This window comes from Pseudomonas sp. FBCC-B545, assembly GCF_059134095.1.
This window is the reverse complement of sequence record NZ_CP101441.1, coordinates 4,968,624-4,995,129: the sequence shown is the minus strand read 5'-3', so window position 1 is coordinate 4,995,129 and position 26,506 is coordinate 4,968,624. Positions and strand designations below refer to the sequence as shown.

17 protein-coding genes are annotated in these 26,506 nt (G+C 60.8%); 13 read left to right on the top strand and 4 right to left on the bottom strand.

The features are described from left to right. Nucleotides 1-11: 11 nt before the first annotated feature. Nucleotides 12-4,193 carry a hypothetical protein gene (locus tag NMB39_RS23170; RefSeq protein ID WP_494340019.1) on the bottom strand — a complete coding sequence of 1,394 codons (4,182 nt, stop codon included), beginning with the start codon at nucleotides 4,191-4,193 and terminating at the stop codon, nucleotides 12-14. Between the two features lie 188 nt (nucleotides 4,194-4,381). Between NMB39_RS23170 and NMB39_RS23165 the strand changes: the two genes are divergently transcribed. Then, nucleotides 4,382-4,795: an NUDIX hydrolase gene (locus NMB39_RS23165; protein WP_057021417.1), complete on the top strand. Its 414-nt coding sequence runs from the start codon at nucleotides 4,382-4,384 to the stop codon at nucleotides 4,793-4,795. A gap of 599 nt (nucleotides 4,796-5,394) precedes the next feature. Here NMB39_RS23165 and metR read toward each other — a convergent pair. Further along, entirely contained in the window at nucleotides 5,395-6,312 is a 918-nt protein-coding gene (gene metR / locus NMB39_RS23160; protein ID WP_043051677.1) for a transcriptional regulator MetR, read from the bottom strand. A gap of 80 nt (nucleotides 6,313-6,392) precedes the next feature. Continuing rightward, nucleotides 6,393-11,939: a dermonecrotic toxin domain-containing protein gene (locus NMB39_RS23155; RefSeq protein WP_494340020.1), complete on the bottom strand. Its 5,547-nt coding sequence runs from the start codon at nucleotides 11,937-11,939 to the stop codon at nucleotides 6,393-6,395. A 186-nt stretch (nucleotides 11,940-12,125) separates the two neighbouring features. Here NMB39_RS23155 and NMB39_RS23150 point away from each other — a divergent pair, with 186 nt between their 5' ends. The 6 genes from NMB39_RS23150 to NMB39_RS23125 all read left to right on the top strand — a co-directional run bounded on the left by NMB39_RS23150 (nucleotide 12,126) and on the right by NMB39_RS23125 (nucleotide 18,009). Then, nucleotides 12,126-13,145, top strand: a complete 1,020-nt coding sequence (locus NMB39_RS23150) for an alpha/beta fold hydrolase (RefSeq protein WP_057021416.1) — start codon at nucleotides 12,126-12,128, stop codon at nucleotides 13,143-13,145. A 56-nt stretch (nucleotides 13,146-13,201) separates the two neighbouring features. Continuing rightward, on the top strand, nucleotides 13,202-13,855 hold the full coding sequence (locus NMB39_RS23145) for a DsbA family oxidoreductase (protein WP_057021779.1): 654 nt from the start codon (nucleotides 13,202-13,204) through the stop codon (nucleotides 13,853-13,855). 320 nt (nucleotides 13,856-14,175) lie between these two features. Beyond that, the gene (locus NMB39_RS23140) at nucleotides 14,176-15,351 is read left to right on the top strand and encodes an integrase core domain-containing protein (RefSeq protein ID WP_494339235.1); all 1,176 of its coding nucleotides are present in this window, start codon (nucleotides 14,176-14,178) and stop codon (nucleotides 15,349-15,351) included. Nucleotides 15,352-16,310: 959 nt separating this feature from the next. Continuing rightward, nucleotides 16,311-17,231: an arginase family protein gene (locus NMB39_RS23135; protein ID WP_494340021.1), complete on the top strand. Its 921-nt coding sequence runs from the start codon at nucleotides 16,311-16,313 to the stop codon at nucleotides 17,229-17,231. Continuing rightward, nucleotides 17,228-17,608: a DMT family transporter gene (locus NMB39_RS23130; protein WP_198721541.1), complete on the top strand. Its 381-nt coding sequence runs from the start codon at nucleotides 17,228-17,230 to the stop codon at nucleotides 17,606-17,608. Before NMB39_RS23135 ends, NMB39_RS23130 begins: the two co-directional genes overlap by 4 nt. Beyond that, nucleotides 17,605-18,009, top strand: coding sequence for a transporter (locus NMB39_RS23125; RefSeq protein ID WP_494340022.1), 405 nt, complete (start codon nucleotides 17,605-17,607; stop codon nucleotides 18,007-18,009). The genes NMB39_RS23130 and NMB39_RS23125 overlap by 4 nt, the downstream gene beginning before the upstream one ends. A 107-nt stretch (nucleotides 18,010-18,116) precedes the next feature. On the opposite strand, the gene NMB39_RS23120 is transcribed toward NMB39_RS23125, so the two are convergent. Next, entirely contained in the window at nucleotides 18,117-18,887 is a 771-nt protein-coding gene (locus tag NMB39_RS23120) for a MipA/OmpV family protein (RefSeq protein ID WP_057021803.1), read from the bottom strand. Nucleotides 18,888-19,126: 239 nt separating this feature from the next. On the opposite strand from NMB39_RS23120, the gene NMB39_RS23115 reads away from it, so the two are divergent. From NMB39_RS23115 to NMB39_RS23090, 6 genes are all read left to right on the top strand, one after another. Beyond that, nucleotides 19,127-19,831 (top strand): MtnX-like HAD-IB family phosphatase, encoded by a 705-nt coding sequence (locus NMB39_RS23115; protein WP_057021804.1) that lies wholly within the window; start codon nucleotides 19,127-19,129, stop codon nucleotides 19,829-19,831. Further along, on the top strand, nucleotides 19,824-21,218 hold the full coding sequence (locus NMB39_RS23110; RefSeq protein WP_046071135.1) for an aspartate aminotransferase family protein: 1,395 nt from the start codon (nucleotides 19,824-19,826) through the stop codon (nucleotides 21,216-21,218). Before NMB39_RS23115 ends, NMB39_RS23110 begins: the two co-directional genes overlap by 8 nt. Further along, nucleotides 21,215-22,123: an alpha/beta hydrolase gene (locus NMB39_RS23105; protein WP_198719132.1), complete on the top strand. Its 909-nt coding sequence runs from the start codon at nucleotides 21,215-21,217 to the stop codon at nucleotides 22,121-22,123. The genes NMB39_RS23110 and NMB39_RS23105 overlap by 4 nt, the downstream gene beginning before the upstream one ends. Before the next feature lie 77 nt (nucleotides 22,124-22,200). Beyond that, the gene (locus NMB39_RS23100) at nucleotides 22,201-23,325 is read left to right on the top strand and encodes a GNAT family N-acetyltransferase (protein ID WP_494340023.1); all 1,125 of its coding nucleotides are present in this window, start codon (nucleotides 22,201-22,203) and stop codon (nucleotides 23,323-23,325) included. Continuing rightward, nucleotides 23,325-25,103, top strand: a complete 1,779-nt coding sequence (locus NMB39_RS23095; RefSeq protein ID WP_057021807.1) for a sensor histidine kinase — start codon at nucleotides 23,325-23,327, stop codon at nucleotides 25,101-25,103. Before NMB39_RS23100 ends, NMB39_RS23095 begins: the two co-directional genes overlap by 1 nt. Continuing rightward, nucleotides 25,093-26,490 carry a sigma-54-dependent transcriptional regulator gene (locus NMB39_RS23090; RefSeq protein WP_057021808.1) on the top strand — a complete coding sequence of 466 codons (1,398 nt, stop codon included), beginning with the start codon at nucleotides 25,093-25,095 and terminating at the stop codon, nucleotides 26,488-26,490. Before NMB39_RS23095 ends, NMB39_RS23090 begins: the two co-directional genes overlap by 11 nt. Nucleotides 26,491-26,506: the final 16 nt, after the last annotated feature.

Below are 26,506 nucleotides of genomic sequence, written 5' to 3'. Positions count from 1 at the left end.
CGGTTTCGTGGCTACACGCCCCAGGCCACGTGCTTGCTGCCGTGATAGTCGAAGACGCCCCTGATGATATAGACATCCTTGCCACCTTCCTTGCCGTTTTGCTCTATCGCCACCCGCCACAGACCACGCCCCGAGCCGGGCTGTACCTGGGGTAGATCAACATAGGTGTAGTTGTTGATCCGCTTGCGGCTCAGGCGTCCGGCCTGGATGTCCTGGATGATCTGTTCGAGCTTGGCAATGGCGCTGTCGGGCAGGAGTTTTTTCTGGGTTTGCGCCAGGTCATCCAGCTTCACGATATTGATGTCCGGGTCGCGGACGGGGATGGCTTCTGCGACCGTCGGCTGGGCCGGCTTCGGCCGTTGGGTCCTGTGGGTTTGAACGCGGGGTACTTCAAATTCCAGGGGCGTGGAGAATTTGGGCAACTCCCGTTCGAATTGCGTGACGGTGCGGCTGTCGACCATGGTGATGCCAGCGTCTGCGTCGTGTTTGCCCCGGGACATGGCGATATAGGGCACGCCGGATTGCTTGAAGTCTTCTGAATAGGAAGTGACCTGAAGCCGGGCAAGTTTGGTCTTGAAGGTATCCTTCATGAACTCTTCCAGGGTTTTGTTTACATCGGGCCGTAACAAGAACTGGTGCGCAGCCTGTTCGCGGGCAATGTTGCTGTTGGCGGCCAACTCGATGATCAGCGCGCGCCGTGCAGGTTCGTTGATGAACTCATTCATCGCCGTCTGTTGCCAGGTGTAGAGCTCATATTTGTGCGCAAACCGCTCCATCGCATTCTGATGTTTTTGCGTGATGGCGTAGCCGACGAATTGCGCCTCGGTATCAGGGTCGATGATGGAGATCGAGGTGCGGATCTCCTTGGCGAAATTATCGTTCTTGCCGATCAGCCGTTTGACCTGCTTGAACAGTTCATCCTTGTCTGCGGCGGACAGCGGTGGTGTCAGGCTGCGGGTCGACTTATGAATGTGTTCGAATGCGGCCAGGTCGAAGCGCAGGGTCAGTACGGACGTGCGTAGTTTTTGTTGATTGGCTGTGCTCAAGCTGTAGGGTCTGGACAGCCAGCGGCGAAACTCAGCCTCATCCACATTAGCACCCAGCTGCTGGCGTGCGCGGGTGATGAAATTAAGTTTTTGCGCGGCGCTGGTTTGCCTGATGACCTCTTCGAACACCCGCATCTCTGCTTCCGTGGCGTAGACTTGCATGGCCAGGATCAGGTCCGCGTCCACTTGCTGTTCAGGGGTGAGCGGGCGCAGGGCGCCGAGGATGGACCCGCCGCCCTGGGCGTTGCGTTCGAATCGCGGTTTCCAGCCCTTGGCATCGCCTGGCACGACCATGAAATTGGCCCTGGTGCCTGCCGGGTCGCTGACATAGCGTGCGCCGTCCTCGACATAGGATTGATACAGGTGATAGCGGCCCGTTTGATCGCGCATCGCGATCCGCTGGTTATTGTGCTTGTCAAAAAAATACGGTGCGCTGCCGGTCTGGCGTGACAGCGTGTAGCGGTTGGCTTGGGCAAACCCTGCGACATTGAAAAATGGCTCGATCTGCTCCGGTAACCGATACGGCACCACATCGACCCAGGCAGGTTCCAGCGGGCGCACGGAGGCAGCGGCCAGCGTGAGGCGGGTTTTGTAGCCCGCGCCGATTGTTTTCGCCAGCCCCGGTATTCGCCGCCCCAGTTGCCTGGCCAGGCCCAGCCCGCGTTGGATACCGCGGCGCAGCAGCGCCAGGGTGGCTTTGCCGGGGACCAGGCCGAGCAGGGTATCTGCCACCTCCACGCCCAGCATAAAGGCGTTCACTGCCGTCTCACGGGAGACCTCGGCGTTACTGCGTGAGCGGAAGTCGGCGTGAGCCAGTTGAAACCCCAGTTGCGCCGAATACAGGTACGCGTGGAGATTCCCGTGGATGGGCATCAAGGCATAGCGATGCACACCACGGGTATCGTTGAAGATCCGCTTGATTTCCTCGGCATCCTGGGTCGCCATGCGTGGCCTGAAGTAGGCCTGCCACTCGGCCCTGACCTTGAGCGTGTCGAGTTCCGCCAGGCCCTTGGCCAGTTCACGCAAGGGCATGCCATCCGGGGCGTCCGGCGTATATAGCAGGCTGACACCGTCAGGCCTGGTGCCCTTGCGATGGATCACCAGCACGCGATTGACCACCTGCCCGCCCTGGCCCCTGGCCTGCGCACCGCCCATGACCAGCAGGTTGACCTCTATCTCGTGATCGCTGATCCGGGGGCGGGTGGTCGACTCGGGGTGTTCGGCAACGGCCTTTATCCAGTCGCGCCCACTGCCGGGGGTCTGAAAGGTAAACAGTGCGTCGGCATCAGGGTTGAGCCGGCTCTCCAAGGCATCCTTGTTCAGTTGCGCCGCGCAGGCCGCCTGCCAGGCTGCCGCAAAGATGTTTCCCGCGCCATCCGGTGCGAACGCGTTACGCAGGTAGGTGGCGTAGCCCTGGCCAATGTCGGCCTCTTGGGCGAGCGCGCGCAAATCTTCATCGCCAAGCTTGCCTCGATGCACGCCGGCGGTGTCGACAATATCGGCGCTGGCGCTGATTCTCGTGAGCAAGCTTGCCACGGAGAACGACTCGACATTACGGCGGGCATAACTGGCCAGTGTGCGCAGGTCGACGAGGGTCGAGGTGCGCCAGGTGCCCCACCTCACCTGCTTGCCTTGCAGGGAGTGCGGGATGTTGATCCTGGGGTCTTCGCTGACGTAGACAATACCGCTGGCCGCATCACGATATCCGCGCACCTCGGCCGACCTCGACCCAAGTTCTGCGGATGCACGCAGATGCACCAGGCTTCTGTAGGGGTCGATCTCCACGTCGGCATAAATGGGTTTTTGTCTTTTCAACACCTTGTCGGTCTGCGCTTCGGAGAACGCTTGCAGGTTCGAGATCGCTTCCAGCAGCGGGAACAGCACCAGGTTGCTATCAAGCAGCGCCTTGTTTAATTGCCGGTACCGCGCCTGATCCTGCACGCTGGCGGTCTTCAACCAGGCGGGTTCGGCGTCTATCAGGCGCAGGTTGCGTGCGGCGAAGGCAGTGGCCACATCCAATTGCGGGGCCAGGTCGGCGGCCGCGTCGAGTTCGCCTGCCTGGGGCAACACCTCACTGCGCACCGCATGACGGGCAGCATGATATTGGCGTATGCGCAGTGAGTGGACACTGTCAGCAATCACGTCGGCACTGATTCGCATCGGTTGGCTGGCCAATACCGGCAGGCCGCCCAGGCCGTTGCGGGCGGCTGTGGGCAGGCTGGCTACCAGCAGCGTTGCGGCCGGCCCGCCGTCCTGGATGCGTGCTGCGACGGTGTCATTCAAGTGCTGCAGGTCGTCGAATTCCTCGTATTCCTCGCCCGGGCTGTACAGCACCACGCTGCCCGTTGGGCGTGCGCCCTGGGTGAGGCTGAGGATAAATGCCCCGGCAAACTCACCGCCATCTGCGAGCGTCAGCCTGAACGCCGCGGGCCTGCTGCCGACGGGTAGCGCCAGTTCCCGCGCCGCGTCACTGGGGTACTTGAGCACCGTTTCTGCCAGTGCCTGGGCGTTGGCCGACAACGTAGCGTCGAGGACGCGCAGGGCCAGTTGATGGGCCAGCACCTGCCGACGCAGGGCGACCAGTTGCGCTTGCGGGCTGGCCTGGGGTGGCTGGTCGCTGCGCCAGAAGGTGTTCAGGCTCAGGCTGATGGCGACTTCCAATCGGCCGGGCAGGGTGGCGGTCTGGGCGGTGGGAGTGAGGCGTTTGTCGGCGTCCAGGGTGTCGGGTTCGCGGTAGAAAGCGCCACTTTGGGTCGCCAGATACGCCTCTGCGTCCGGTGCGCGCAGCCTGTTGAGCAGCGTGCCCAACGTTTCGCACGACAGCAGCTGCATTTGCCCGTCCTGGCCTTCGCGATAGCGGCTGTAAAAGATCTGGTTGGGATCGATGGGCCGATGCAGCTCGGGGAATATCTCGGCCAATGTCTGCTGGTACACACCGCCCACACTCGGTTGTTGCTGTAACAGTTGCTGGGTCTGGGTATTGAGCGTGTCGAGGGCGCGGATGAGGTGGGCCAACTGTGCGTCTGTGGACAGCGAAGGCGGCGGAACCACGGGCAGCGTCACCGGCTCTGCGGTCGCGGCAGGCGTGCCATCGGCCTGAGGTTCGTCAGCCGAGGGTTCCTGGGTAGGCGGCAATGAAATATGCATGGGCAAACTCTTCAAAAGGGGCTCGGTGCGCCATCGGAGCGGCGCACCCGGGGCTATAGGAGTGTGCGAGTCTAGGGTGGCCGGTGATGGGGCCGGCGGTGCATGTATGTCGGCCACATCCGGGCAGAAGGTTGTGTGGGCAGCAAGCCCATGGGATCCTTGGCGACTTTCAGAACCTGGGGTGTTCCATGTCCAAGACTATCCGCATTGCTGCTGCCATCCTGATCGGCAGCGACGGCCAAACCCTGCTGGTGCGTAAACGCGGCACCCAAGCCTTCATGCAACCTGGCGGCAAGATCGATGCGGGCGAGCAGCCGGTGCAAGCCCTGGCCCGTGAGCTGCGCGAAGAACTGGACCTGCATATCGACCCAAGTAAAGCCACGTACATCGGCACATTCTCCGGGCCGGCCGCCAACGAGCCAGGGTTTATCGTCGAAGCCCAGATGTTCCAGTTACGGATCGACGTGGCAGTAAACCCAGCCGCGGAGATCGAAGAAGTGCGCTGGATCGACCCCGCCGGCGACGGCGGCTTGCAGTTGGCGCCGTTGACCCGTGACCATATCCTGCCGTTTTACCGCGCTTCACTGACAACGCCGGCCTGAAGCGAGCAATTGGGTCGATGTGAGGGCAGGCGGCATGTAGCGAGTATCCAGCTGATGCACCTCTATCCACATGTGGGAGCTGGCTTGCGATGCGCATGGGTATCTACACAACTCTGACGTAGCGACCGTCAGTAACCACGATGCGAAGCGAGCCGCTCTTGATCTTGACCTGCTCTTGATCTTGACCTGCTTTTGATCTTGATCTTAGGCGCCCCGTTAAACCACGCTGGCCGGAATTCGACAGGGATTTGGGGGGTAAACCGGCAGGGATGCCGGTTTAGCCGCCCCGCGCCATGGATGGCGCGTGGCGGCGGCCCCCCAAATCCCTGTCGGATTACGGGCACACCGAGCCTGGGCGAGGTGCCGAGTGGTGGGGCAAGAGCCTTTTTGGTTACTTTTGGGGCTCTTTTCCAAAAGTGACCCGCTGTAAAAGCGGAACCCTAAGTGGCCGTTACCGCAGCAATGGATATGTACCCGGTCTGATCCAACATCCTGGTCGGCTGTCAGGCCGCCATCGGGGGCAAGTCGAATCGTCGCACCGCCCCTCCCACATTTGGATCGCGGGGCGCCGTGAGCCCGTCATAGGGGTAAGGACATGCTCAACGCACCGCGCTGACCCCATCCAACGTAGAAAACGACGTGTCCTTGGCCGTCAGCAGGAAGTCGCGCATATACGGCGCGTCCAGCATGTCCGCTCGGATCCCGGCATACAGCGTCGCAAACAAGCCTTTCTCGCCCAGGCGCTTGGCCTTCACGTAGCCGCGTGAACTGTATTCATGCAGGGCCCAATGGGGCATGCCGCACACGCCGCGGCCGCTGGCCACCAGTTGCATCATCATCACCGTGAGTTCCGAGGTGCGCACCTGGGCCGGCTCGACGTCGGCGGGTTCCAGGAAGCGCGTGAAGATATCCAGGCGGTCGCGCTCCACCGGGTAGGTGATCAGGGTTTCGGTGAGCAGGTCTTCGGGCACGATGTAGGGTTTGTTCGCCAGCGGATGCTGGTTGGCCACCGCCAGCATGGCCTCATAGGTGAACAACGGCACGTAGGTGATACCGGCCAATTCCAGCGGGTCGGAGGTCACTACCAGGTCCAGGTCGCCGCGGGCCAGGGCCGGCAGTGGCGCGAAGGCAAAGCCGGAGGCCAGGTCCAACTCGACTTCCGGCCAGGCATCGCGGAACTGGTCGATGGTCGGCATCAGCCATTGGAAGCAGCTGTGGCATTCGATGGCCATATGCAGACGCCCGGCGGTGCCGCCGGCCAAACGCGCAATATCACGCTCGGCGCCACGCAGCAACGGCAGGGTAGCGTCGGCCAGTTGCAGCAGGCGCAAGCCGGCGCTGGTGAAGCGCAGCGGCTTGGTCTTGCGCACGAACAGCGGCATGCCCAGGCGCTCTTCCAGTTCCTTGAACTGATGAGACAGGGCGGACTGGGTCAAGTGCAGGCGTTCGGCGGCTTCCACCAGGCTGTCGGCCTCGCGCAAGGCGTGCAGGGTCTTGAGATGACGGATTTCCAGCACGATGGCCTCCATGAGCAGAATTTGCGTTCAATGTTAACCCATTGAGTTCTGCTCATGTTTGTTCACCGTTTACTATGCGGCTATTGGGCCACGCTGAAATGCTTGTTGGCGATCGGCTTACCGATGTTGCCGCGCCAGATCTTCAGGTCGGCAAAGGTTACACCGCGTCCTTCGGCGGCCATTTGCCAATGCAGACCCAGGTAACGTTGATCCGGTATTTTCAAATGCGCCTTGGCAAAACTGTCGAGCGCCGAGTCGGCCAGCGTGTAGTGAAAGTGCGCATACCATACCGGAGTGTCCGGGGCCTGGCGGTCGTGGATCGCGTACTCCTGCAGGTAATCGGTGGTGCCGTCGGGGCGTTTTTGCTTCAGCTCGCGTCGGGTCCCGACTTTACGAATTTCCACTCGGTTGTGCTCAATCAGGTAGTCCAGGTAGCCCTCGCTCGGCATCTTACTGGCCAACGTGCGTTCGATGCGTAAATCCCGACCGGCGTTCCTGAGTGCGGTGGCTCGGCTGCGCAGCGGTTCGATCAACGTATGGTTGGCGTCCAGGGCATGTACCTTGTTGGCGCGTGCTTCCAGGGCCTTGGCTTCACTGACCAGCATGTGTTCGACACTGACCGGTTCCATGGTTTTGTAGGACCGCACCGTATTTTCATAGACATCCACCCCGTTCAAGCGGGTACGGGCCTCAGCGGCGACCGTCGTGATGTTGCTGGACAGCGTCGGGGGCACTGGTGTCGGCTGACTCAGCGCAGTGTTCAGGCGGAACTGGTCGTTGTTGGCGAGTTGGTCCCATACCTCCACGGGGTTTCCGGCTTCGTCGCTGACGATGAACCGTCTGGGCGATTGCTGTTGTTTGGGCTGCTCGGTACCTATCAGCAGTTGCCCATCCTCGGTTTCAAAGGTGGTCTTGGTGGCCGAGGCCGGTGGCTGGGTGTGGGCCTTTTTGATGCCTTGACGGGCGGTTTTTACCAATTGGTTGAGGTTGTCCAGCATGGACTGCACCTGAGGCGCGTCAAAATGCCCCGGTGAGCTGACACTCCAGGCCGTCAGGTCACGATGAAATTGCTTATACACCTCAAGGATGTTCTGCAGTGCCAGATTGCGCTGGGCCCTGCTGATGTTGGCCTGGGGCAGTTGCAGGTGGGTGACCAGGGTGCGATCCAGCTTTTTCATGGCCTCATGCAGCACCAGTTCCTGGTACACCCACGTCAGATCTGCAGGGTTACGTGGGCCGTGCAGGTTTTGCAGTATGTGCCCGGCTTTCATCGTCAACAGGTTGAGTGGGGTGTGCTGTTTGCGCAGCTTTTCCAGAAGATCGGTGACTTGTGCCCTGTTGGACGGCACCGTGATGCGCGGGGTCCAGGTATCCAGCTCATCCAGGAGGCTGCTCATGCGGTTCAGGTCATCGATCATTGCGCTTCGCAGCCGTTTGATCGCCGCTTCAGCCGCCTGGTGTTCAGGGCCGAAAGCGCGCATCGCCTGCTTGCGTGCCGACAGGTCCAGGATCTGGTCCTGCGCGTTGAGCATTCGTCGATTGGCGTTGAGTGCCTGATTCAGCAAGCGATCACTCACAACATGGGCGTTGCGACTCTGATTCTGGGCGATGTCCTGGCGCAAGGTGCTGCCGTCGAACCCCGCGGCTGTTTCGTTCAGTGCGTACAGTCGCTTGCCTTTCTCGATGTCACTGGCCAACAGCGAGTCCAGCGCGCTGGTTTCCTCGAACCTTTGGACCGTGCCGGCGGCGTCGGTGGCAATGGCGAATTGGTCGTCAAGCCGCTTCACTGCCCGGCTGGTCTCCACCACCTGTGCGTCGAACTCTCGCGTCAGCCGGTTGATCTCCCCCAGCCTGGCCTGGCGCTGCTGGTTGACGTTGGCCACTGCGGGGGGAGTCTGGCGTTCCACAGCGGCCGGCACCGCAGAGCCTGGGCGACGTGACCCGCGCCCAGGTCGCCGGCTGCCCCCTGAATAACCGGTGAGGTGCCCACCGTGCAGGGCCGAATAAGTGTCCCATTGCAGGGCGTGGTCCAGGGCAATGGCCGGTGAATAGTATTTGCCGCCGGCGACCAGGCGCATTTCGTGGGTGGTGGCGTCGAACCTGACTTTGAAATGGCGCCCTTCACTGAAAATGAAATGCTCTCCCGAGGTGTGGCGCAAGGTGTGCCGGTAAGGCCCGCTGTGCACCGGTTGCAATAAGCCTGGGTCAAGGGGCTCAGGATGTTCATACCCGGCGAAGCGCTGGCGGGTGGTGGTGCCCTGGTGCGATTTCAGCGAGCGCCAGAAGCTTGCGCGGGAGACGGGTTGCAGTTGGCGAGCGTGGGTCAACTGGCTGGCCTTGCTGGCTCGTGCACCGGGCGCGGCGGCCAGGGTCAGGGCATCCAGGGCGGCATACACCAGGCAGTCGAATACCGAGGCCAATTGATCGATGCCATGGGCGGTTTCGCCGCGCTGGAATGCCGCTACCGCTTGATACAGGCTGGTGGTCGCGTCGACCAGGGACATGGCGGTGCCGATAAACGGCACAACGTTCAGGGCGATCTTGATGCCGTTGAACAATTTGCCGCGCTTGAGTGCGTATTTTTCATGGGCCAGGTCCGCGTTGGCGCGCGCGTCATTGCGATTGGCTTCGATCAGCCGGCCCATATGGGCATCAAGTTGATGGGCGGCCAGCGAGGTGCTGGCCGGCCAAGGCACGCCGGCCTGGATCATTGCGTCGTAGCCTTTGACGGTGGCCTGGTCAATGCGACTGATGTGTGCCCGCACGTCGCCCTTGATCGCGCGGCCTGCCACGTATTCCACCATGCTGTCGAGGCGGCACAGTTCAAACAGGGCAAGGCGCGCCTGGTTGAGGCTGGCGTAACTGCGCAGGCAACGCTGGTCGGGCGCCTCAGGCAAATAGAGCAATGTCTTGCCGCAATTCCTTTCCTCAATGAAGGTGATGCCCGACAGCGTGATCGGGCTTTGCTCCTGGGTGTCTTGGCCGCCTGCACTCAGGTGGGCCGGCAGCAGGCTGATACGTTGGCCGTCGACATTCCAGGCCGCGTGAGTATCGGCATCGATCGCAATGTTCAGCAGGCGCAACTCGTTGGAGTTGATGTGGTTCTGCATGCGTGCGAGCAGGCCCTGGGCCTTGAGCGTCAAGCGCCAGGGTTCGATCAGACATTCGCGACGGTATTTTTTCTGGTGCGCGGACTCTCGCGTGAACCCTCTGAATGTTTCGAGGATCAGGTCTTCATAGCGCTTGGCCAGGTTGAGATCGGGCACTGTGCTCGCCAGGTAGGCCGCGGTGACACCGGCCCTGAGGGTGGCCAGTTCAGTGGGGTCGTCGGCGGTCACCTTTGTACTCATGAAGCCCAGGCGCAGGCTGATGTCGCTGCCGATGTTGCGCAACGCCAGTTCTTCCACGGACATTCTGCTGCGCTTGGCGCTGGGTACATCAATAGTCTTTACCGGCGTCCCCGGCGCGGCACCGGCAACGATATCGCGCTTTTGCGCGACTGTATCGGGCAGCTCCAGTTGCACGGTAAAGCCTTTGTCGAGGGCGAAATCCTTGCGCAACCGTGCATCGACTTGCTGGCGCACAAACACGTCGCGCGATAACAAAGAGCGATCCATCAGCGCCTGGGCGCGTTTCAACGCGTAAATATAGGCGTCGAGCAGTGTCTTGAGCGCTTCCCGGTCATCGGGGGTTTGAGTGAGTAACCAGGTCGGCAATTGCTCGGTCAGCAAGCGACTGTTGTGTTGCTCAAGCAGCTGTAGAAACGCCGCTTCACGGGCTGAGTTATCGGGTATCAACAGGGTCGGCAAGGTCTGTTCGCACAGGTTTTCCAGCTCACCGGCCAGCCGTGCCGCGTGCTCGTGGGCGGACCAGGTCTGGCGCAACCGTGTGGCCTGTTCTTCAAAGGCGGTTTGCTGGCTACGCAGGCTGTAGTCGAACGGGTCTTCGGCCAGTGCGACGAAGTGCAGGGCCAGCACCTCATCCTCGGGCTGGATTCTGAACAGGCCTTCTTCCAGGGCTTGCCTTGAGGCAAAGCGCTGCAAGGCGCCGTCGCTGCCGGGCCAGTAAATGAAATGTGTGCCGGTGGGTGTCTGCCGGTCTGATGGCGGCAGGAAGACCAGGGGGCCTTTGAGTTCGGTACGGTTGGAGGTGCCGGACTGGGTGATGGAGAGCGCCAATGCTGCGACATTCGGCTTGGGTGTATCCAAGGCGCTTTCGAGTTGTTGCAGGTCTTCGTCGCTGATCTGCTCCAGGCTTCGCTGGATCCGGGCTTCGATCCGTATTCCCTGCATACGCGCCTGGTACAGTGCGGTGTAGTGGCGGTTGAGGGTGGTGAGGTCCAGCGGGCGCCGTTTCAACATGGCACGGGCCGCTTGCTCTGCGGCCTTGCGCTGCACTTTCAAGTCATCCATTTGTTCCTTTAGGGACAGCCAGCGTGTGCCGTTTGGGCCGGCGGCCATTTCGTCGGCCAGCACGCTTTCGAGGGCGTTGCGGTAATGCTGTATCAGGGCCATGCGCTGAGCAGCATCAACCGTATTATTCAGGTGGCCGAACTGCGGGAACTCCTGCTGCGCAAATGTGCCGGGGTCTGCCTCCGGCAGCGATGGCGCCTTGGAAAACAGCGGATGGTGCCGGGCATCGAGTTGATCGACGTGCAGGCGCGCCAGGAAGGCATTGTCGAGCGTGACGTCGGCCACGGGCTTGATCGCGTTCTGGTATTGCGCCTTGGCCAACTGGGTGAGCCAGAGACTGATGCCGGCCTCCAGCGGCTTGGTGTTGAGCTTGTACTCAATGGTCGCCAGGGGGTCGCCTGCGGTGATGGCAAACAACGCCTGTTGCCGATCGAGCAGCCAACGTTCCATGTCCGCGCGCTGGGTGAAGGTATGCCACACCGGTGCGAGGGTCGGCAGGTACAAAAGCTGGTTGACCGGTTGCTCGTCATCCACGCTCAGCACCCAGGCGCCGGGCAGGGCAATGGCGCGGTTATCGGCGGGCTTGAGCAGCACCTGTTCGACATAGAGGGGCGGGCCTTCGGCTGCCGTTGGGTGCAGCAGGAAAAACACCGGTGCGAGGACTTCGGCATTGACCTTGCCTTCGGCCAGCAATCGTTCAGCGCTGGCCTCGAAGTGAGCCCGGTACAGTTCGAATGCACGCTTGAGGCACGTCACCGGCGTATAGGGCGCGCGCTCCGTGCGCCAATACCGCAGCCAGTTGTCATCGATGGCCTGTTCCAGGTCCAGGCTTTTCAACTCGTCCAGCCACTGGGCGACACTGTACTGCGCCAGTGTGTGCTGCGCCGGCAAATAAAGGAGGCTGCCCTGGGGTGCCTGCGCGGTATCCATGCCGGGATGTTGCTGCATGTACAGGCAGGCTTCGGTCAGGGAGATCCGGCTGCGGCCGCGTTGCGCGGTGGCGGCAAACTCCAGTACCACCTGCTCACCGTCCAGTTGCAGCTGCTCCCTGAGGAGTCGGTTGATGGAGCTGCGCACGCTCGGGATGCCGGTCATCAGCGCGAGCATCTCGCGGTGGCAATCCTGCCAACGTAGCGTTGCATCCCACAGTAGGGTTTCGTCGATGTTGCGCTGCAGCAGCGGACGCGCCTGCGGGGCGAATGTGGGATCAGTCATGGTGTTGAGTCGCTCTATGATTTCAATCTCCCATTAGAGGGCGGCATGGGAGGCGGCTGGCGTCATATAGCTATCGACACGACCGCTGAGCGATCTTCATTAAACTGTCATGGAACTGTGGCAGCGCGCTTGAACAAACTTCATCAGACTCGCGCTCTACTGGGGTTCTGCGTTTTGGTGTTTTTCATGCGCGTGTTGTTTTTACTGGCCGCTCTCTTATTCGGCCTGCCGTCTTTTGCGGCGTCTCGATGTGATGTCAATGTCCCGACCCAAACGGTCGACCTGGAAAAGGTAAGCATCGCCTACCAGAGTATCGGCCGTGCCTCCGACCCGGCCCTGCTGCTGGTGATGGGCTTGGGCGGGCAGTTGATCCACTGGCCCGATGAAGTGGTGGTGGCCTTGTGCGAACAAGGTTTTCGGGTCATCCGTTATGACAATCGTGACGTGGGCCTGTCCACTTGGCGCCAGGCCCCCGCCAGTGCGAACCTGACGTTCGAAGTGCTGCGCTACAAGCTCGGCTTGCCGGTGGCTGCGCCTTACACCCTGACGGACATGGCCGATGATGCCCTGGGCTTGATGGATGCGTTGCAGGTCCGGCAATTCCATGTGCTGGGCGCGAGCATGGGCGGCATGATCGCCCAGCACCTGGCCGCGATGGCGCCGCAGCGGGTGGAAAGCCTCACGCTGATCATGACCAGTTCCGGTGCCGAGGGCCTGCCGGCGCCGAATGCGGCGCTGGTGAAATTACTGTCACGGCGCAGTGCGCCCAATCGTGAAGTGGCGCTGGAACAACAGGCGGATTTGCTCGCTGCCCTTGGCAGCCCGGATGTGCAGGATGATCGCCAGGCACTGTTGCAGCAGGCGGCGCTGTCCTACGACCGTGCCTTCAACCCCGAGGGCGTCAAGCGCCAGATCATGGCGATCCTCGCCGAGCCCAGCCGTGTGCCGTTGCTCAACCAACTGAGGGTGCCGACCCTGGTGGTGCATGGCACTGCTGACCCGTTGTTGCCGGTGATGCATGGCGTACACTTGGCCGCGCATATTCAAGGCAGCCAGTTGAAGTTGATTCCCGGCCTGGCCCATCGTTTCCAGGAAGCGTTCAAGGCGCCGTTGCTGGCTGCGGTATTGCCGTATTTGCAAGCCCATCGCGAAGATGCCGCGCACTGGGCGCAGATTGACCTGGGCGAGCCTGCGAAGCTGTTGTGAAGTTGGTGTATCGTGCAACCTTTATGGCGCACATTAATGCCAGCGAGGTTGTCTGCATGAGTACTCCCCTGAAAATCGATTTCGTCAGCGACGTGTCCTGCCCCTGGTGCATCATCGGCCTGCGTGGCCTGACCGAAGCCCTGGACCAGTTGGGCACCGAGGTGCAGGCCGAGATTCATTTCCAGCCGTTCGAACTGAACCCGGACATGCCCGCCATCGGTCAGAACATCGTTGAGCACATCACTGAGAAATACGGCTCCACGCCTGAACAATCCCAGGCCAACCGCGAGCGTATCCGTGACATGGGCGCAGCGTTGGGCTTTGCTTTTCGCACCGATGGCCAGAGCCGCATCTACAACACCTTCGATGCCCACCGCCTGCTGCATTGGGCCGGGCTGGAAGGTTTGCAGTACAACCTCAAGGAAGCGCTGTTCAAGGCTTATTTCACGGATGGACAGGACCCTTCAGACCACGCGACCCTGGCGATCATCGCCGAAAGCGTCGGCCTGGACCTCAAGCGCGCCGCCGAGATTCTTGCCTCTGATGAATACGCTGCCGAAGTCCGCGAACAGGAGCAACTGTGGGTCTCCCGTGGGGTGACCTCGGTGCCGACCATCGTGTTCAACGACCAATATGCGGTGAGCGGCGGCCAGCCGGCTGAAGCCTTCGTTGGGGCGATTCGCCAGATCATCGAAGACGCTAAAAACTAAAGCCAAAGCCGAGCACAGATCAAAATGTGGGAGTCCCCACCACATCTTCGATGTGACGCTGTCGCGCAGCAAACTAGAGAGCTTGCTTCCGTGGCGGCCTGACAGCCGAGCAGGATGTTGGTTTTCGTCCTGGGTACATATCCGTTATTTGGGCAACGGCCACTTATGGTTCCGCTTTTACAGCGGCTCACTTTTGAAAAAGCGCAAAAGTAAGCAAAACGCTCTTGCCCGGTATGACTCACCCACATGGGTTACAAATCAGTTCACGCACATAGGTAACAGTTATTAACTAGCACGGTTGACTTCGAGAGGATCTGACCGTGCCCTGGAATGAGCTGAAACCAATGGATCTTAAAGTGATGTTCATAGCCTCTTATCTGGAGGGGAAACACACCTTTAGCAAACTGTGCAGCGACTATGAGATCAGTCGAAAGACTGGTTACAAATGGGTCGAGCGATACGAATCTGAGGGGCCAGGCGGGCTAGAGGAGCGCAGTCGTCGTCGACACAATCAGAGTTATGTAGTGCCTGTTGCCGTCAGGCAGGCAATCATTGAGCTTCGCTCTATCGGAGAAACGACTCCAGGGCCGAAGAAAATCCAGAATGACTTGCTCAAGCGTTTTCCGGATCAGGATCCACCGTCAAAAACGACCATCTACAACATCCTCAAAGCAGCTGACCTGATTACGCCCCAACGCATTCGGCGGCGTGTAGCGGTCTACCCCAAACCCTTGAGCAAGGCGGAAACGCCTAATCAGCTATTCAGCGCTGATTATAAGGGCCAGTTTCTGACAGGCGCGGGGGTTTGGTGCTATCCGCTGACGATCATGGATCACGCCAGCCGTTTCCTACTGGCCTGTCAGAGCATGCCCAGCACTAACTTCAAGGAAACTCAACAGACCTTTGAACGGGTTTTTCGCGAGTACGGTTTACCGGAACGCATCAGGACAGACAACGGCGTGCCATTTGCTAGTACGGGCCAGGCCGGCTTATCGCAGCTGTCGATCTGGTGGCTGCGGTTAGGGATTATTCCTGAGCGAATTGAACCCGGCAGACCAGATCAGAATGGGCGTCACGAACGCATGCACCGAACGCTGAAAAGCACCCTGCCACAACCGCCAGCGACTCCTTGGGAAGCTCAGCAGAAACACTTTAACCGCTTTATGCAGCACTACAATTATGAGCGAGGGCACGAGGCGCTTGATCAAAAAACGCCTGCTTCCTGCTATTCGCCCTCGACCCGGCCTTACCCAGAAAAGCTACCTGAAATGAGTTATCCAAGCCACGTAGAGTGTTACCTGACTGACAGCAATGGAATTATCAATCGATCAGGTCTGCGAATTTACATCGCTAATGTGCTTAAGCATCAGACCATTGGAATGGAGATGATTGGTGATGATATATGGGAGGTGATCTTCGGTCCGGTGATCCTAGGCCGGGTCTATGCTAGAGAGGCAAAGAACGGGTACGTTTCGATAAAAGTGTCACCTATGTAGAGATACTTTTTTGTAACCCATGTGGTTGTCCCGTACATGCCCCACCACTCGGCACCTCGCCCAGGCTCGGTGTGCCCGTAATCCGACATTGATTTGGGGGGCCGCCGCCACGCGCCCTCCATGGCGCGGGGCGGCTAAACCGGCATCCCTGCCGGTTTACCCCCCAAATCCCTGTCGAATTCCGGCCAGCATGGTTTAACGGGGCGCCTAAGATCAAAAACACAGCGAGGCGGCCTTAGAGCCGACCTGATCGTCGAGGCGTGCGCGTACCCCCTGTGGGAGCGGGCTTGCCCGCGATGGTCGTTAACGATGGCGCAGGAAATCAGGATAAACGCGGCGCCCTCCAGTTTTTCGCGGGCAAGCCCGCTCCCACAGAAAAGCACAAGCGCCGCCAGCGTATCTGCGATGCGCAGCGAGTCGCTTTTGATCTTGATCTCAGGCGCCCCGTTAAACCACGCTGGCCGAACGCAGGCTTGAAACCGTGGGTAACCCGGCAGGACGCCGGGTTAGCCGTCCTGGGCCAAGGATGGCCCATGACGGCGGCCCACGGTTTCAAGCCGGAGAGAGGGCACACCGAGCCTGGGCGAGGTGCCGAGTGGTGGGGCAAGAGCGTTTTGCTTACTTTGCCGCTTTTGCAAAGTGAGCCGCCGTAAGGGCGGAACCTATAGTAGCCGTTACCTAAGCAACGGATATGTACTCGCCCCAACAACCCAACAACCCGGTCACATCGCCGACGTGGCGCCGTCGCGCAGCAACCTGGGCCGACTCCAAAATATCCGGCGTTAAGACTAAATTTTAACTCTTTAAAATCAGTAGATTACTTGAAGTTTGAGAAGAGGGCGCAAGCCCCCACATTTTGATCTATGCAGGTCTCATAGCCCTGGCCCGCCCCTTGCATTACCCCCCTGAAGCCCAGCCGGCCTGCGGTTGGGCGCTGCCATTAGGGGTGAAACATTACCTTGAATATCCTTGACCTCGACCACAGCCTCACCGGCCAGGCCCCGATTGCCCGGCGGTTGGCCAGCGGCCGGGCCACGCGCCTTGATCTGCTGGACCTGGGCCCGAAACTGCGTTTGTGGGCCACCGAAAAAACCTGGAAGCGCTTTGTTGCGCGCCTGGCCCAACGGCCCCGGCCCATGGACGCGCGCCCGGAGATCCTGTTTGTCGGCTCCGGCGACTATCACCATCTCACACCGGCCTTTTTGGCCGACCTGAAAGAACCCATCAGCCTGATCCACTTCGACAACCACCCCGACTGGGTGCGCTTTGCACCCAAACGCCACTGTGGTTCGTGGGTCAACCGTGCGCTGAAGATGCCGGCGATCAAACGCATCGTGACCCTCGGCCCGTGCAGTGATGACCTGCATAACCCGCAATTGCGCGGCGGCAACCTCGGTGCCCTCAAGCGCGGCCACTTGCAGTTGTTTCCCTGGCAGCATCCGCCGTCGAAAGTCTGGGGCCGGGTCGGCGACGGTGCCGGCCACCAGCAACAGGAAAACCACCTGCATTGGCGCAACCTGGCGGACCTGGACTGGGCAGCGTTCCTCGACCAGATGATCGCCAGCCTGCCCACCGAAGCGATCTGGATCACCATCGACAAAGATGTGCTGGCCAGCGAAGACGCTGCCACCAACTGGGACCAGGGCGGCATGCGCCTGACCCATTTGCTCCAGGCTCTGCGGGCGTTGGCGGTGCATAAACGCATCATTGGTATCGATGTGTGCGGTGAGTTCGCTGTGCCGGCGTTCAGCAACGCGTTCAAGCGCTGGGAAGCCAAGTCCGACCAGCCGCCACCGGAGCGCTGGAGTGCGCAGGATCTGCAGCGCAATGCCGCGACCAATGAAGCCTTGATCGACCTGTTTGAGGAGCTGTTCCCATGACCCTGACCGTGGTGTTGTTGCTGGCCTTTTCCATCGTTCTCGATGTGATTGGCCAGTTGTGTTTCAAGTTGGGCGTAGACCGTTTGCCCCAGCTCGATGGCGGCTTTCGCCTGCGCGCATTCTGGGGCCAGGTATTGAATGCGCCGCTGCTCTGGGCCGGGGTCGGGGCCTATGTCATCGAGTTTTTCGTCTGGCTTGAGGCGTTGTCCCGTGCGCCGTTGAGCCTGTTGTTTCCGCTGGCGGCATTGGCGTATTGCCTGGTGGTACTGGCGGGCAGGGTAGTGCTCAAGGAAACCGTCAGCCCGAGGCGTTGGGTGGGCACGCTGGTGATTACCTTGGGCGTGATGTTGGTGGCGATTGCGGGGAGCCAGGCATGACGACGCAGACTATCGATACGGGCTGGTTGCATGGACGCCTCGGCACCCTGGTGTTGTGGGCGCTGTTGATCGCGACCGAAAGCGCCGGGCAGTTGTTTACCAAGGTGGCCGGTGATCAGTTGGGCCAGATGGATTTCACCTGGCAGTGGCTGGCTGACGTGGCGCGCAACCCGGGGATCCTGGCGGCGATTGCCAGTTATCTCGGTGCGTTTTTTGTGTGGATGCTGATCCTGCGGCGCAGCAGTTTGTCCTTGGCGTTTCCCTTGAGTTCGCTGGTGTTCGTGGCAGTGTTGCTCGGGTCGTGGTTGGGGTTGGGGGAGCACATCAGCCTGTTGCATTGGGTGGGCGTGGTGGTGATTGTGGCGGGGATTGTGTTGTTGGCGGAGGGGGAGGAGAGCTGAGTGGGCCGGTATGTCGGACTCAGTTCAAAATGTGGGAGGGGCTTGCTCCCTCCCACATTTTGATTTTCTTACATCAGGCTGATCTATACCTGCTTTTTACTCTGGCTTTAATCGAAGGTGTAGCTGATCGCCGTCTGCACTTGCCCCTGATTCACGTCGCCAGCCTGCTTGACGATACTGCTCTTGGCTGCCGAGCCCACCAGGTGCACCCAGCTGGCACTGGTCAGCAGGGACCAGTGGGGCGCCAGGGGGAAGGCGAAGCTTTGGCTCAGCGTCACGTTCTGGAAACCGCCGCTGGCGTTGTAGGACCGAAAGCCGGTGGCGGCGGCTTCGTTGCTGTCGACGCCGAAGTAGGTGTTGGCCTGGCGTGCATCGGTAAAATGCGCCACCAGGCCACTGCTGCCGATAATCCCGCCACCCAGCGGGTAGCCCAATTCACCGCCGACTTTGCCCAGGGTGCCACTCTGGGAATGCCCGCCGCCCACGGCCTGGCCCAGTTGCGCGTATACGCGCCAGAAATCGGCCGGGGCGTACTGGATAAAACCGCCGGCCTCGGCCATGTCCGACACGTTGCGCAAACCCTGCAACTCGCCGTTGGAAGTACGCCCCGCCAGGTAGTTGATATAGGGGCCGGCGGTGATGCCGTGGCTGTTCAGCGCGCTCCAGGTCAGGCCGTCATCGGTACTCAGGCTGACGTCTCCCCAGTCCAGGTCCAGGTAGGGCACGGGCCGGGTTTCGTAGCGGCTGCCGCTGGGGTCATGGGGCTGATAGCTCAGGCCTGCGCCCACGTCGCCGCTGATGCCGTCCGCCCACGCGGCACTGGAAGCGCTGCACAGCCCAAGTAGACCGGTGAATACAGCAGATGTGAGCTTGGACATGGTGCGTTTTCCTAAGGTGGACAGGCGCGCATGAACGCGCAAACCCTCGCCTCCGCGCAAGCACTCATCTTGTTTGTAGCAAGCTACAAAAATTGTAGCTCCCAAGACACATTGTCTTTTGAAAATCCTGAAAACCCCCAGCCCCGCTGGGCTTTGGCCAGTTGGCACAGTCCCTGCTCTATCCCTTGGCAAGCGCACACAGCGCACTCTCCAAGGCCCTTTACCTAAAGGAAAGGCAGATGATCCACTGGCATATCGTGTGTGACTTCGATGGGACCATTACCCCCACGGATGTCATCGACAACGTCCTCCAACGCTTCGCCGGCCCCGAGTGGGAAACCATCGAACAGGAATGGCTGGATGGGCACATCGGTTCACGCGAATGCCTGAGCCGCCAACTGGCGCTGATCAAGGCGACCCCAAGTGAACTGCTGGCGTATTTCGACAGCGTCGAGATCGACCCGGACTTTCCGGATTTCGTCGATCACGTCATGGACCTGGGCGCGACCATTGAAGTGGTCAGCGACGGCATCGAACAAGGCATCGCCCGCATCCTGTCGCGCCATTACGTGACCCTGCTGCCGATCCTCGCCAACCGCCTGCGCCAGGTCGACCACAACAGCTGGCGCATCGACTTCCCCTATGCCAGCGATGCGTGCCGCGCCGCGTCCGGCAACTGCAAGTGCAAATCCACCCCGCGCAACAAGCGCGTGCTGGTGATCGGCGACGGCAAGTCGGACATGTGCGTGGCTTCCACCGCCGACTTCGTGTTCGCCAAAGGCAGCCTCGCCGAATATTGCGTCGCCAACCAGATACCTCACGCGCGCTTCGACACCTTCGCCGAAGTGCCTGCATTGCTGGCCAAGCTGCCACAGGGCATCGCCGCCAACGCCACCACCTTCAATACCTCTGCTGACAATCAGGAACTCTTCCATCATGTCTGATATCCGTATCGCTACCGCCGAAGACCAGGTTCTGCTGGATAAGGAAGCCAAGTACTGCTCCTACGGCGACACTGTTCACTACATCGAGCCGCCGCGCATTTTCAGCCGCTGCGAAGGCTCCTATGTGTGGGACACCGAAGACCAGGCCTACCTCGACCTGCAAATGTGGTACTCGGCGGTCAACTTCGGCTACGCCAACCCGCGGCTGAACAATGCGCTGAAAAAGCAGATCGACACCCTGCCGCAAATCGCCAGCCAGTACCTGCACAAAGGCAAGATCGAGCTGTCGGAAATGATTGCGGTCGACGCCAAGAACAAGTTCGGCCTCGACGGTCGCGTGCACTTCAACGTCGGCGGTTCGCAGTCCATCGAAGATTCCCTGAAAGTGGTACGTAACGCCACCAACGGCAAGAGCCTGATGTTCGCCTTCGAAGGCGGCTACCACGGGCGTACCCTCGGCGCCTCGTCGATCACCTCCAGCTACCGCTACCGTCGTCGCTACGGCCACTTCGGCGAGCGTGCGCAATTTATCCCGTTTCCATACCACTTCCGTGGTCCGAAAGGCATGACCAAGGAAGAGTACGGCAGCCACTGCGTGCAGCAATTCGCCCGCCTGTTCGAGACCGAATACAACGGCGTGTGGGACCCGAAAGTCGGCCAGAGCGAATACGCTGCGTTCTACGTCGAGCCGATCCAGGGCACCGGCGGCTACGTGATCCCGCCGATGAACTTCTATCGCGAACTCAAGCATGTGCTGGACCAGCACGGCATCCTGATGGTGTCCGACGAAATCCAGATGGGCTTCTATCGCACCGGTAAGCTGTGGTCGATCGAACATTTCGACGTACAACCGGACGTGATCGTGTTCGGCAAGGCATTGACCAATGGTCTCAACCCACTGGGGGGCATCTGGGCCCGTGAAGAGTTGATCAACCCGAAGATCTTCCCGCCAGGTTCGACCCACTCCACCTTCGCCTCCAACCCGTTGGGTACGGCGGTGGGCCTGGAGATGTTCAAGATGACCAGCGAAGTCGACTACGGCGCGATGGTCATGGCCAAGGGCAAATACTTCCTGGAAGGCTTGCAAGACCTGCAGAAACGCTTCCCGATCATCGGCGACGTCGATGGCCTGGGCCTGGCGCTGCGCTGCGAAATCTGCGGGCCGGACGGCTTCACTCCGGACAAGGCGACTCTGGACTACATGGTCGAGGAAGGCATGAAAGGCGACATGGTCGTAGACGGCCAGAAACTCGGGCTGATCCTCGATGTGGGCGGTTACTACAAGAACGTGATCACCCTGGCCCCGTCCCTGGAAATCAGCTACCCGGAAATCGACCTGGGCCTCAAGCTGCTCGAGCAACTGCTGGTGCGAGCGACCCAGCGGTGAGTGCGCACGGTATTGACCTCGGTGAAGGCGATGCCGGTTTCGTACTCGGTGAAGGTCCGGTCGGGATCCTGTTGATCCACGGCCTGACCGGCACCCCGACGGAGTTGCGCCAGGTCGCCAAGGGCCTGGCCAAGGCGGGTAACTGCACGGTGTATGTGCCGACGTTGGCCGGGCACTGCGGCGACAACAACGACCTGCAAGCCACCGGTTGGCTGGACTGGTACGAAGGGGTGCGCAAGACCTTCGTACAGGTCAGGCAACGCCACGAGCAGGTGTTCGTCGGTGGTTTGTCCATGGGGGCGGTGATGTCGATGTATGTCGCATCTGAACACCCAGGGCAAGTCGCCGGGCTGCTGATGTATTCCACCACCTTGAAGTACGACGGCTGGAGCATTAACAAGTTGGCGTTCCTCACGCCGTTGCTGATGAAGATTCCGTTCGGCGTGCACATCTGCCGCTTCGAAGAGAAGCCGCCCTACGGCATCAAGAACGAGCGCCTGCGAGCCATCGTCGAGCGGCAGATGAAGGAAGGGGAAAGCAGCGAGGCGGGGTTGCTGACCATGGAAGGCATCACCGTGCGCGAGTTGCACCGTATGAACGCCGTGGTCAAGAAACGCATGCCCCAGGTCAAGGTACCGGCGCTGGTGTTGCACTCCATTGAGGATGACATCACCAGCCGCTGGAACGCCGACTACGTGGAGCGCCACCTCGGCGGTCCGGTGACCAAGATCCTGCTGGATAACTGCTACCACATGATCACCGTCGACCTGCAATACCGACGGGTGATCGAGTTGAGTGCCGAGTTTATCGGGCAGCATGCGGTGTTCAAGCCAACGCAGGTCAATGTGGGAGCGGGCTTGTCGGATCGCCGCACCGCCGCGATGGCATCACTGCAGTCTGCCTGACGTACCGAGGCGCCTGCATCGCAGGCAAGCCAGCTCCCACATTGGATCGGCGTTCGCCATAGAAATAAGGGCAATCTGTGCTAACCACCCAAGCCTTCCCGACCATCCGCGCCATCCAGCGCGATGCCTGGAACGACTGTTTTCCCGGTGCCCTGGAGGATTGGGACTATTACCTGGCCGTGGAAAACGCCGCCATCGATGACTTTCAGTGGCGTTACCTGGCGGTCTACGAGGAACAAACCCTGGTGGCTGTGGCTGCCGCGTTCATCACCCGTTATCGCCTCGACACCACGGTGTCGGGGGCCGGCAAGCGCTTGACCGAGCGCCTGGACCGGCTGTGGCCGGGTGTTTTGCAACTGGCGTTATACGCCATCGGTTCGCCGGTGGCTGAGCGCTGTGACGCCGGGGTCGCCAGCCATGTGCCCGAGGCCCGGCGCCCGTTGTTGCTGCAACAGTTGCTGGCGGCTGCGCGTGGCGATGCCGATCAGTTCGGTATCGGGTTGGTGGCGGTCAAGGACGCGCCGAGCAACGACCCGGATTGGGTCGATAGCTGCCGCACCGCGGGCTTTCAAGCTATGCCGAGTCTGCCGACTGGTGTGTTGCCGCTGCCCTACGGTTCGGTGGACGCGTACCTGGGTTCGCTGGGCAAATCCACGCGCAAGGACCTGCGCCGCAAGCTGCGCGCACCGGGGCCGCGGGTCGAGTGGCGCCGTAATATCGATGACGTGCTGCCTGAGGTCATGCGCCTGTATGAAGCGACGCTGACGCGCGCGGACCTGCAGTTCGAGCGCCTGCCCGCCGGTTACTTCACCCAAGTGCTCGAACAACTCAACGAGCGGGCGATCTGTGTTCTTTACTGGGTGGGCGAACACCTGGTGGCGTTCAACCTGATCCTGCTGGACGAGCATCGGCTGGTGGACAAGTTCTTTGGACACGACATCCAGTTCAGCCGCGAATACAACCTCTACTTTCGCAGTTGGCTGACCAATGTCGACTATTGTATTCAACACAAAATCCCGCTGTACGAGTGCGGCCAGGCCGGGTATGCCAGTAAACTGCGCCTGGGGTGCGAGTTCCAGGGCAACAGCCTGTTCTTTCGCCACCGCAACCGGCTGGTCAACGGCTTGCTCAAGCTTGTAAAACTGTTTATTCGACCGGATCGTTCCGACCCTGCCATGGCTGCTGCGATAAGCGAAACCTGATGATCACCAAGACCCGCCAGAAAGCCCGCCCCTTTGCCATTTCGCGTTGGAGCGTCCAGCGCAAGCTGGTGCTGGCGTTCTGGCTGGTCAGCGTTATTCCGACCATGATCGCGGCCGAGCTGGCTGCCACCACGCTGTCGCAGATTTTCGACAGCAACGTACGCATCTGGCTGCAAGAGTCGACCAAGATCGTCAAGGACGAGATCGGCGACATCCTTCATGACAACGCGCGCATGGCCAAGCTGTTCCTGCGCTACACCAGCCCGCCGTCGTCCAAACAAGCCGCCAAGCATGACCGGCTGACCGCCGATATCGCCGAGGCTACCGATATCGACGTGGTAGCGCTGATTCGCACCAGTGACCATAAAGTGGTGTTCAGCACGGCCGCCGATGACATCGTCAGGCAGATCAGCCTGACCAGCAACGCGGTGCTGCAGACCGTGCAAGTCGCCGGGGTTAGCACCGGCCTGGTGGTGTCGACCTTCGAAACCAGCCGTGACGGCGTTGACTACCTGCTGTTGGTGGCGACCTACCTGGATAGCAGTTTCCTTACCAGCGTGGCCGATGTGCACTCCCTCGACCTGCGTCTTTACCTGGCCAACCCCGCAGGCTTTTCTGAAATTTTTTCCACCCAGCGCTTCGAGAACCACCCGTCGCGCATCCCGAAAAACGTCGAGGCTGCACTGCGCAGTACCAAACAACCCAGCGAGCAGTTCACCAACCAGTACAGCGGCTTGTATTGGCCGATCTTCAACGATGCGGGCGAGCTGCAAGGGGTGATCTTCAGCGGACTGCTGCGCCATACCAGCCTGGTGGGGCTGGTGAACCAGAGCAACCTGTTCGTGCTGATCTTCCTGCTCAGCTCGGCGCTGTCCCTGGCAGCCGGGTTGCTGGTGTCGCGGCGCCTGACCAAGCCGCTGCGGGACTTGTCCGAGGGCGTGGACGCGGTGATTTCGGGCAATTACACGCACCGCGTGATGGTCAGCGGCGGTGACGAACTGGCGCAGTTGAGCAGCACCTTCAACCATATGACCGAGCGCCTGGGTGAATTGCATCACCTCGAAGCCCAGCTGCGCCGACGTGATCGCCTGCATGCCCTGGGTGAAGTCGCCATGGGCCTGGCCCACGAAATCCGCAACCCGCTGGGCATCATCAAGACCGCCACCCAACTGTTACACCGGCGCGCCGACCTCGCGGATACCGACAAGCGCCATCTGGAATATGTTATCAGCGAGGTCAGCCGCATCAACGACCTGATCACCGAGTTCCTCGACTTCGCCAAGCCCAACCCACCGATCCGCGTGTTGCAGCCGGCCCGCACATTGGTGGAAGAGATCCTCGGTTTCTGCAGCCCGGAACTGAGCAGCCACAACATCGATGCCCAGATTGACGACCAGGCGCCCGACGCCACCATCTACGCCGACGCCAAGCAGCTCAAGCAGGCCTGCCTCAACCTGATTCTTAATGCTATCGATGCGATGCCCGAAGGCGGGCGCCTGACCCTGGGGATCCGCAGCGTCGGCGACAACACAGTGATCAGCATCGCCGACACCGGCCAGGGCATTGCCGCGGATATGGTCGAGCGCATCTTCACGCCATTCGTCACCACCAAGGCGTCGGGCACCGGGCTGGGCCTGGCCAAAGTCTATTCGATCATGGAAAGTCATGACGGCAGCATCGAATGCGCCAGCGAGAAAGATGCCGGCGCCACGTTCAGCCTGTACATTCCGGCTAACGGTGAAGACGACGGCGAAGATGAGGATGGGCATGACGCATAACGTATTAGTGGTGGACGACGAGCCCAAGCTGTGTGACCTGTTGTCGTCCGCCCTGAGCCAGAACGGCATCCAGGTGTTCAGCGCGGGCAATGGCCTGCATGCCCTCAAGGTGCTGGGGGATGAGGATATCGACCTGGTCATCAGCGACTGGCGCATGCCGGGCATGGACGGGCCGGCGCTGCTTGCCGAGATCAAGCTGCGCTACCCCCAGGTGCCGGTGATCGTTATGACCGCCTACAGCACGGTGAAAAATGCCGTGCAATCGATGCGCAACGGCGCCTATGACTACATCGCCAAGCCGTTCGATATCGACGAGCTGGACATCACCGTGGCCAAGGCCCTGCAATTTCGCGACATCATGCGCGACAACGCACGCATGCGCGCCGAACTGGACGAGCATGCACAGTTTGACAGCCTGGTCGGCGACAGCCCGGCGTTCCGAAAGGTATTGCAGGCGGTGGATTCGGTACGTGACAGCAGCGCGACCATCCTGCTGACCGGCGAAAGCGGCACCGGCAAGGAAATGGTCGCCCGCGCCATCCACAAGCATGGCAGCCGGGCCGACAAGCCCTTTGTGGCGGTCAACTGCGCGGCGATTCCCGAAGGTTTGCTGGAAAGCGAGATGTTCGGGCATCGCAAAGGCGCCTTCACCGGCGCCGTGGCCGACCGGGTCGGGCGCTTCATGCAGGCGGACAAAGGCACGCTGTTTCTCGACGAAGTCGGGGATATGCCCCTGGCGTTGCAGGCCAAGATTTTGCGTGCCTTGCAAGAGCGGGTGATCGAGCCGGTGGGCGACCCGCGGGAGCGCAAGGTGGATGTGCGGGTGATCGCCGCCACCAACAAGAACCTGCTGGATGCGGTGGCCAACAAAGAGTTTCGTGAAGACCTGTATTACCGCCTCAACGTGTTCCCGATTCCGCTGCCGGCCTTGCGCGAGCGCGTGGAAGACATCGCGCCCCTGGCCCGGCACTTCGCCCAGACGTTGAGCGCCACTGCCGGCAAACGCATTACCGGTTTCAGCCCCGAGGCGTTACAGGCCATGGCGGCATATCACTGGCCGGGCAATATCCGCGAGCTGCAGAACTGCGTGGAGCGCGCGACCATCGTGGCGGCGTCGCCGGTGATCGAAGATATTGATTTGCCCGGGTATCTGTTTGCTTCCAAGCCGAGCGAGGGCGGGGTGACAGCGATTCTCAGCGACGGGCCGGGGGTGCCACGGGACCTGGATGCGGCGTTGGCAGAGGTGGAGAAGGCCTACATCCTCGCGGCGTTGCAGGAGAGCAATGGCGTTCAGGCCGCGGCGGCGCAGCGCATCGGGATTTCCGAGCGCAGCTTCTGGTATCGCCTTAAAAAGCTCGGCATCCAAGTCGACAAGATCGTCCGCTGACACACTGTGGTCCAAA

Coding starts and splice junctions, on each gene's coding strand:
- NMB39_RS23170 (WP_494340019.1), bottom strand. CDS start 4,193: ATGCATATTTCATTGCCGCCTACCCAGGAACCCTCGGCTGACGAACCT.
- NMB39_RS23165 (WP_057021417.1), top strand. CDS start 4,382: ATGTCCAAGACTATCCGCATTGCTGCTGCCATCCTGATCGGCAGCGAC.
- NMB39_RS23155 (WP_494340020.1), bottom strand. CDS start 11,939: ATGACTGATCCCACATTCGCCCCGCAGGCGCGTCCGCTGCTGCAGCGC.
- NMB39_RS23150 (WP_057021416.1), top strand. CDS start 12,126: ATGCGCGTGTTGTTTTTACTGGCCGCTCTCTTATTCGGCCTGCCGTCT.
- NMB39_RS23145 (WP_057021779.1), top strand. CDS start 13,202: ATGAGTACTCCCCTGAAAATCGATTTCGTCAGCGACGTGTCCTGCCCC.
- NMB39_RS23130 (WP_198721541.1), top strand. CDS start 17,228: ATGACCCTGACCGTGGTGTTGTTGCTGGCCTTTTCCATCGTTCTCGAT.
- NMB39_RS23125 (WP_494340022.1), top strand. CDS start 17,605: ATGACGACGCAGACTATCGATACGGGCTGGTTGCATGGACGCCTCGGC.
- NMB39_RS23120 (WP_057021803.1), bottom strand. CDS start 18,887: ATGTCCAAGCTCACATCTGCTGTATTCACCGGTCTACTTGGGCTGTGC.
- NMB39_RS23115 (WP_057021804.1), top strand. CDS start 19,127: ATGATCCACTGGCATATCGTGTGTGACTTCGATGGGACCATTACCCCC.
- NMB39_RS23110 (WP_046071135.1), top strand. CDS start 19,824: ATGTCTGATATCCGTATCGCTACCGCCGAAGACCAGGTTCTGCTGGAT.
- NMB39_RS23095 (WP_057021807.1), top strand. CDS start 23,325: ATGATCACCAAGACCCGCCAGAAAGCCCGCCCCTTTGCCATTTCGCGT.
- NMB39_RS23090 (WP_057021808.1), top strand. CDS start 25,093: ATGACGCATAACGTATTAGTGGTGGACGACGAGCCCAAGCTGTGTGAC.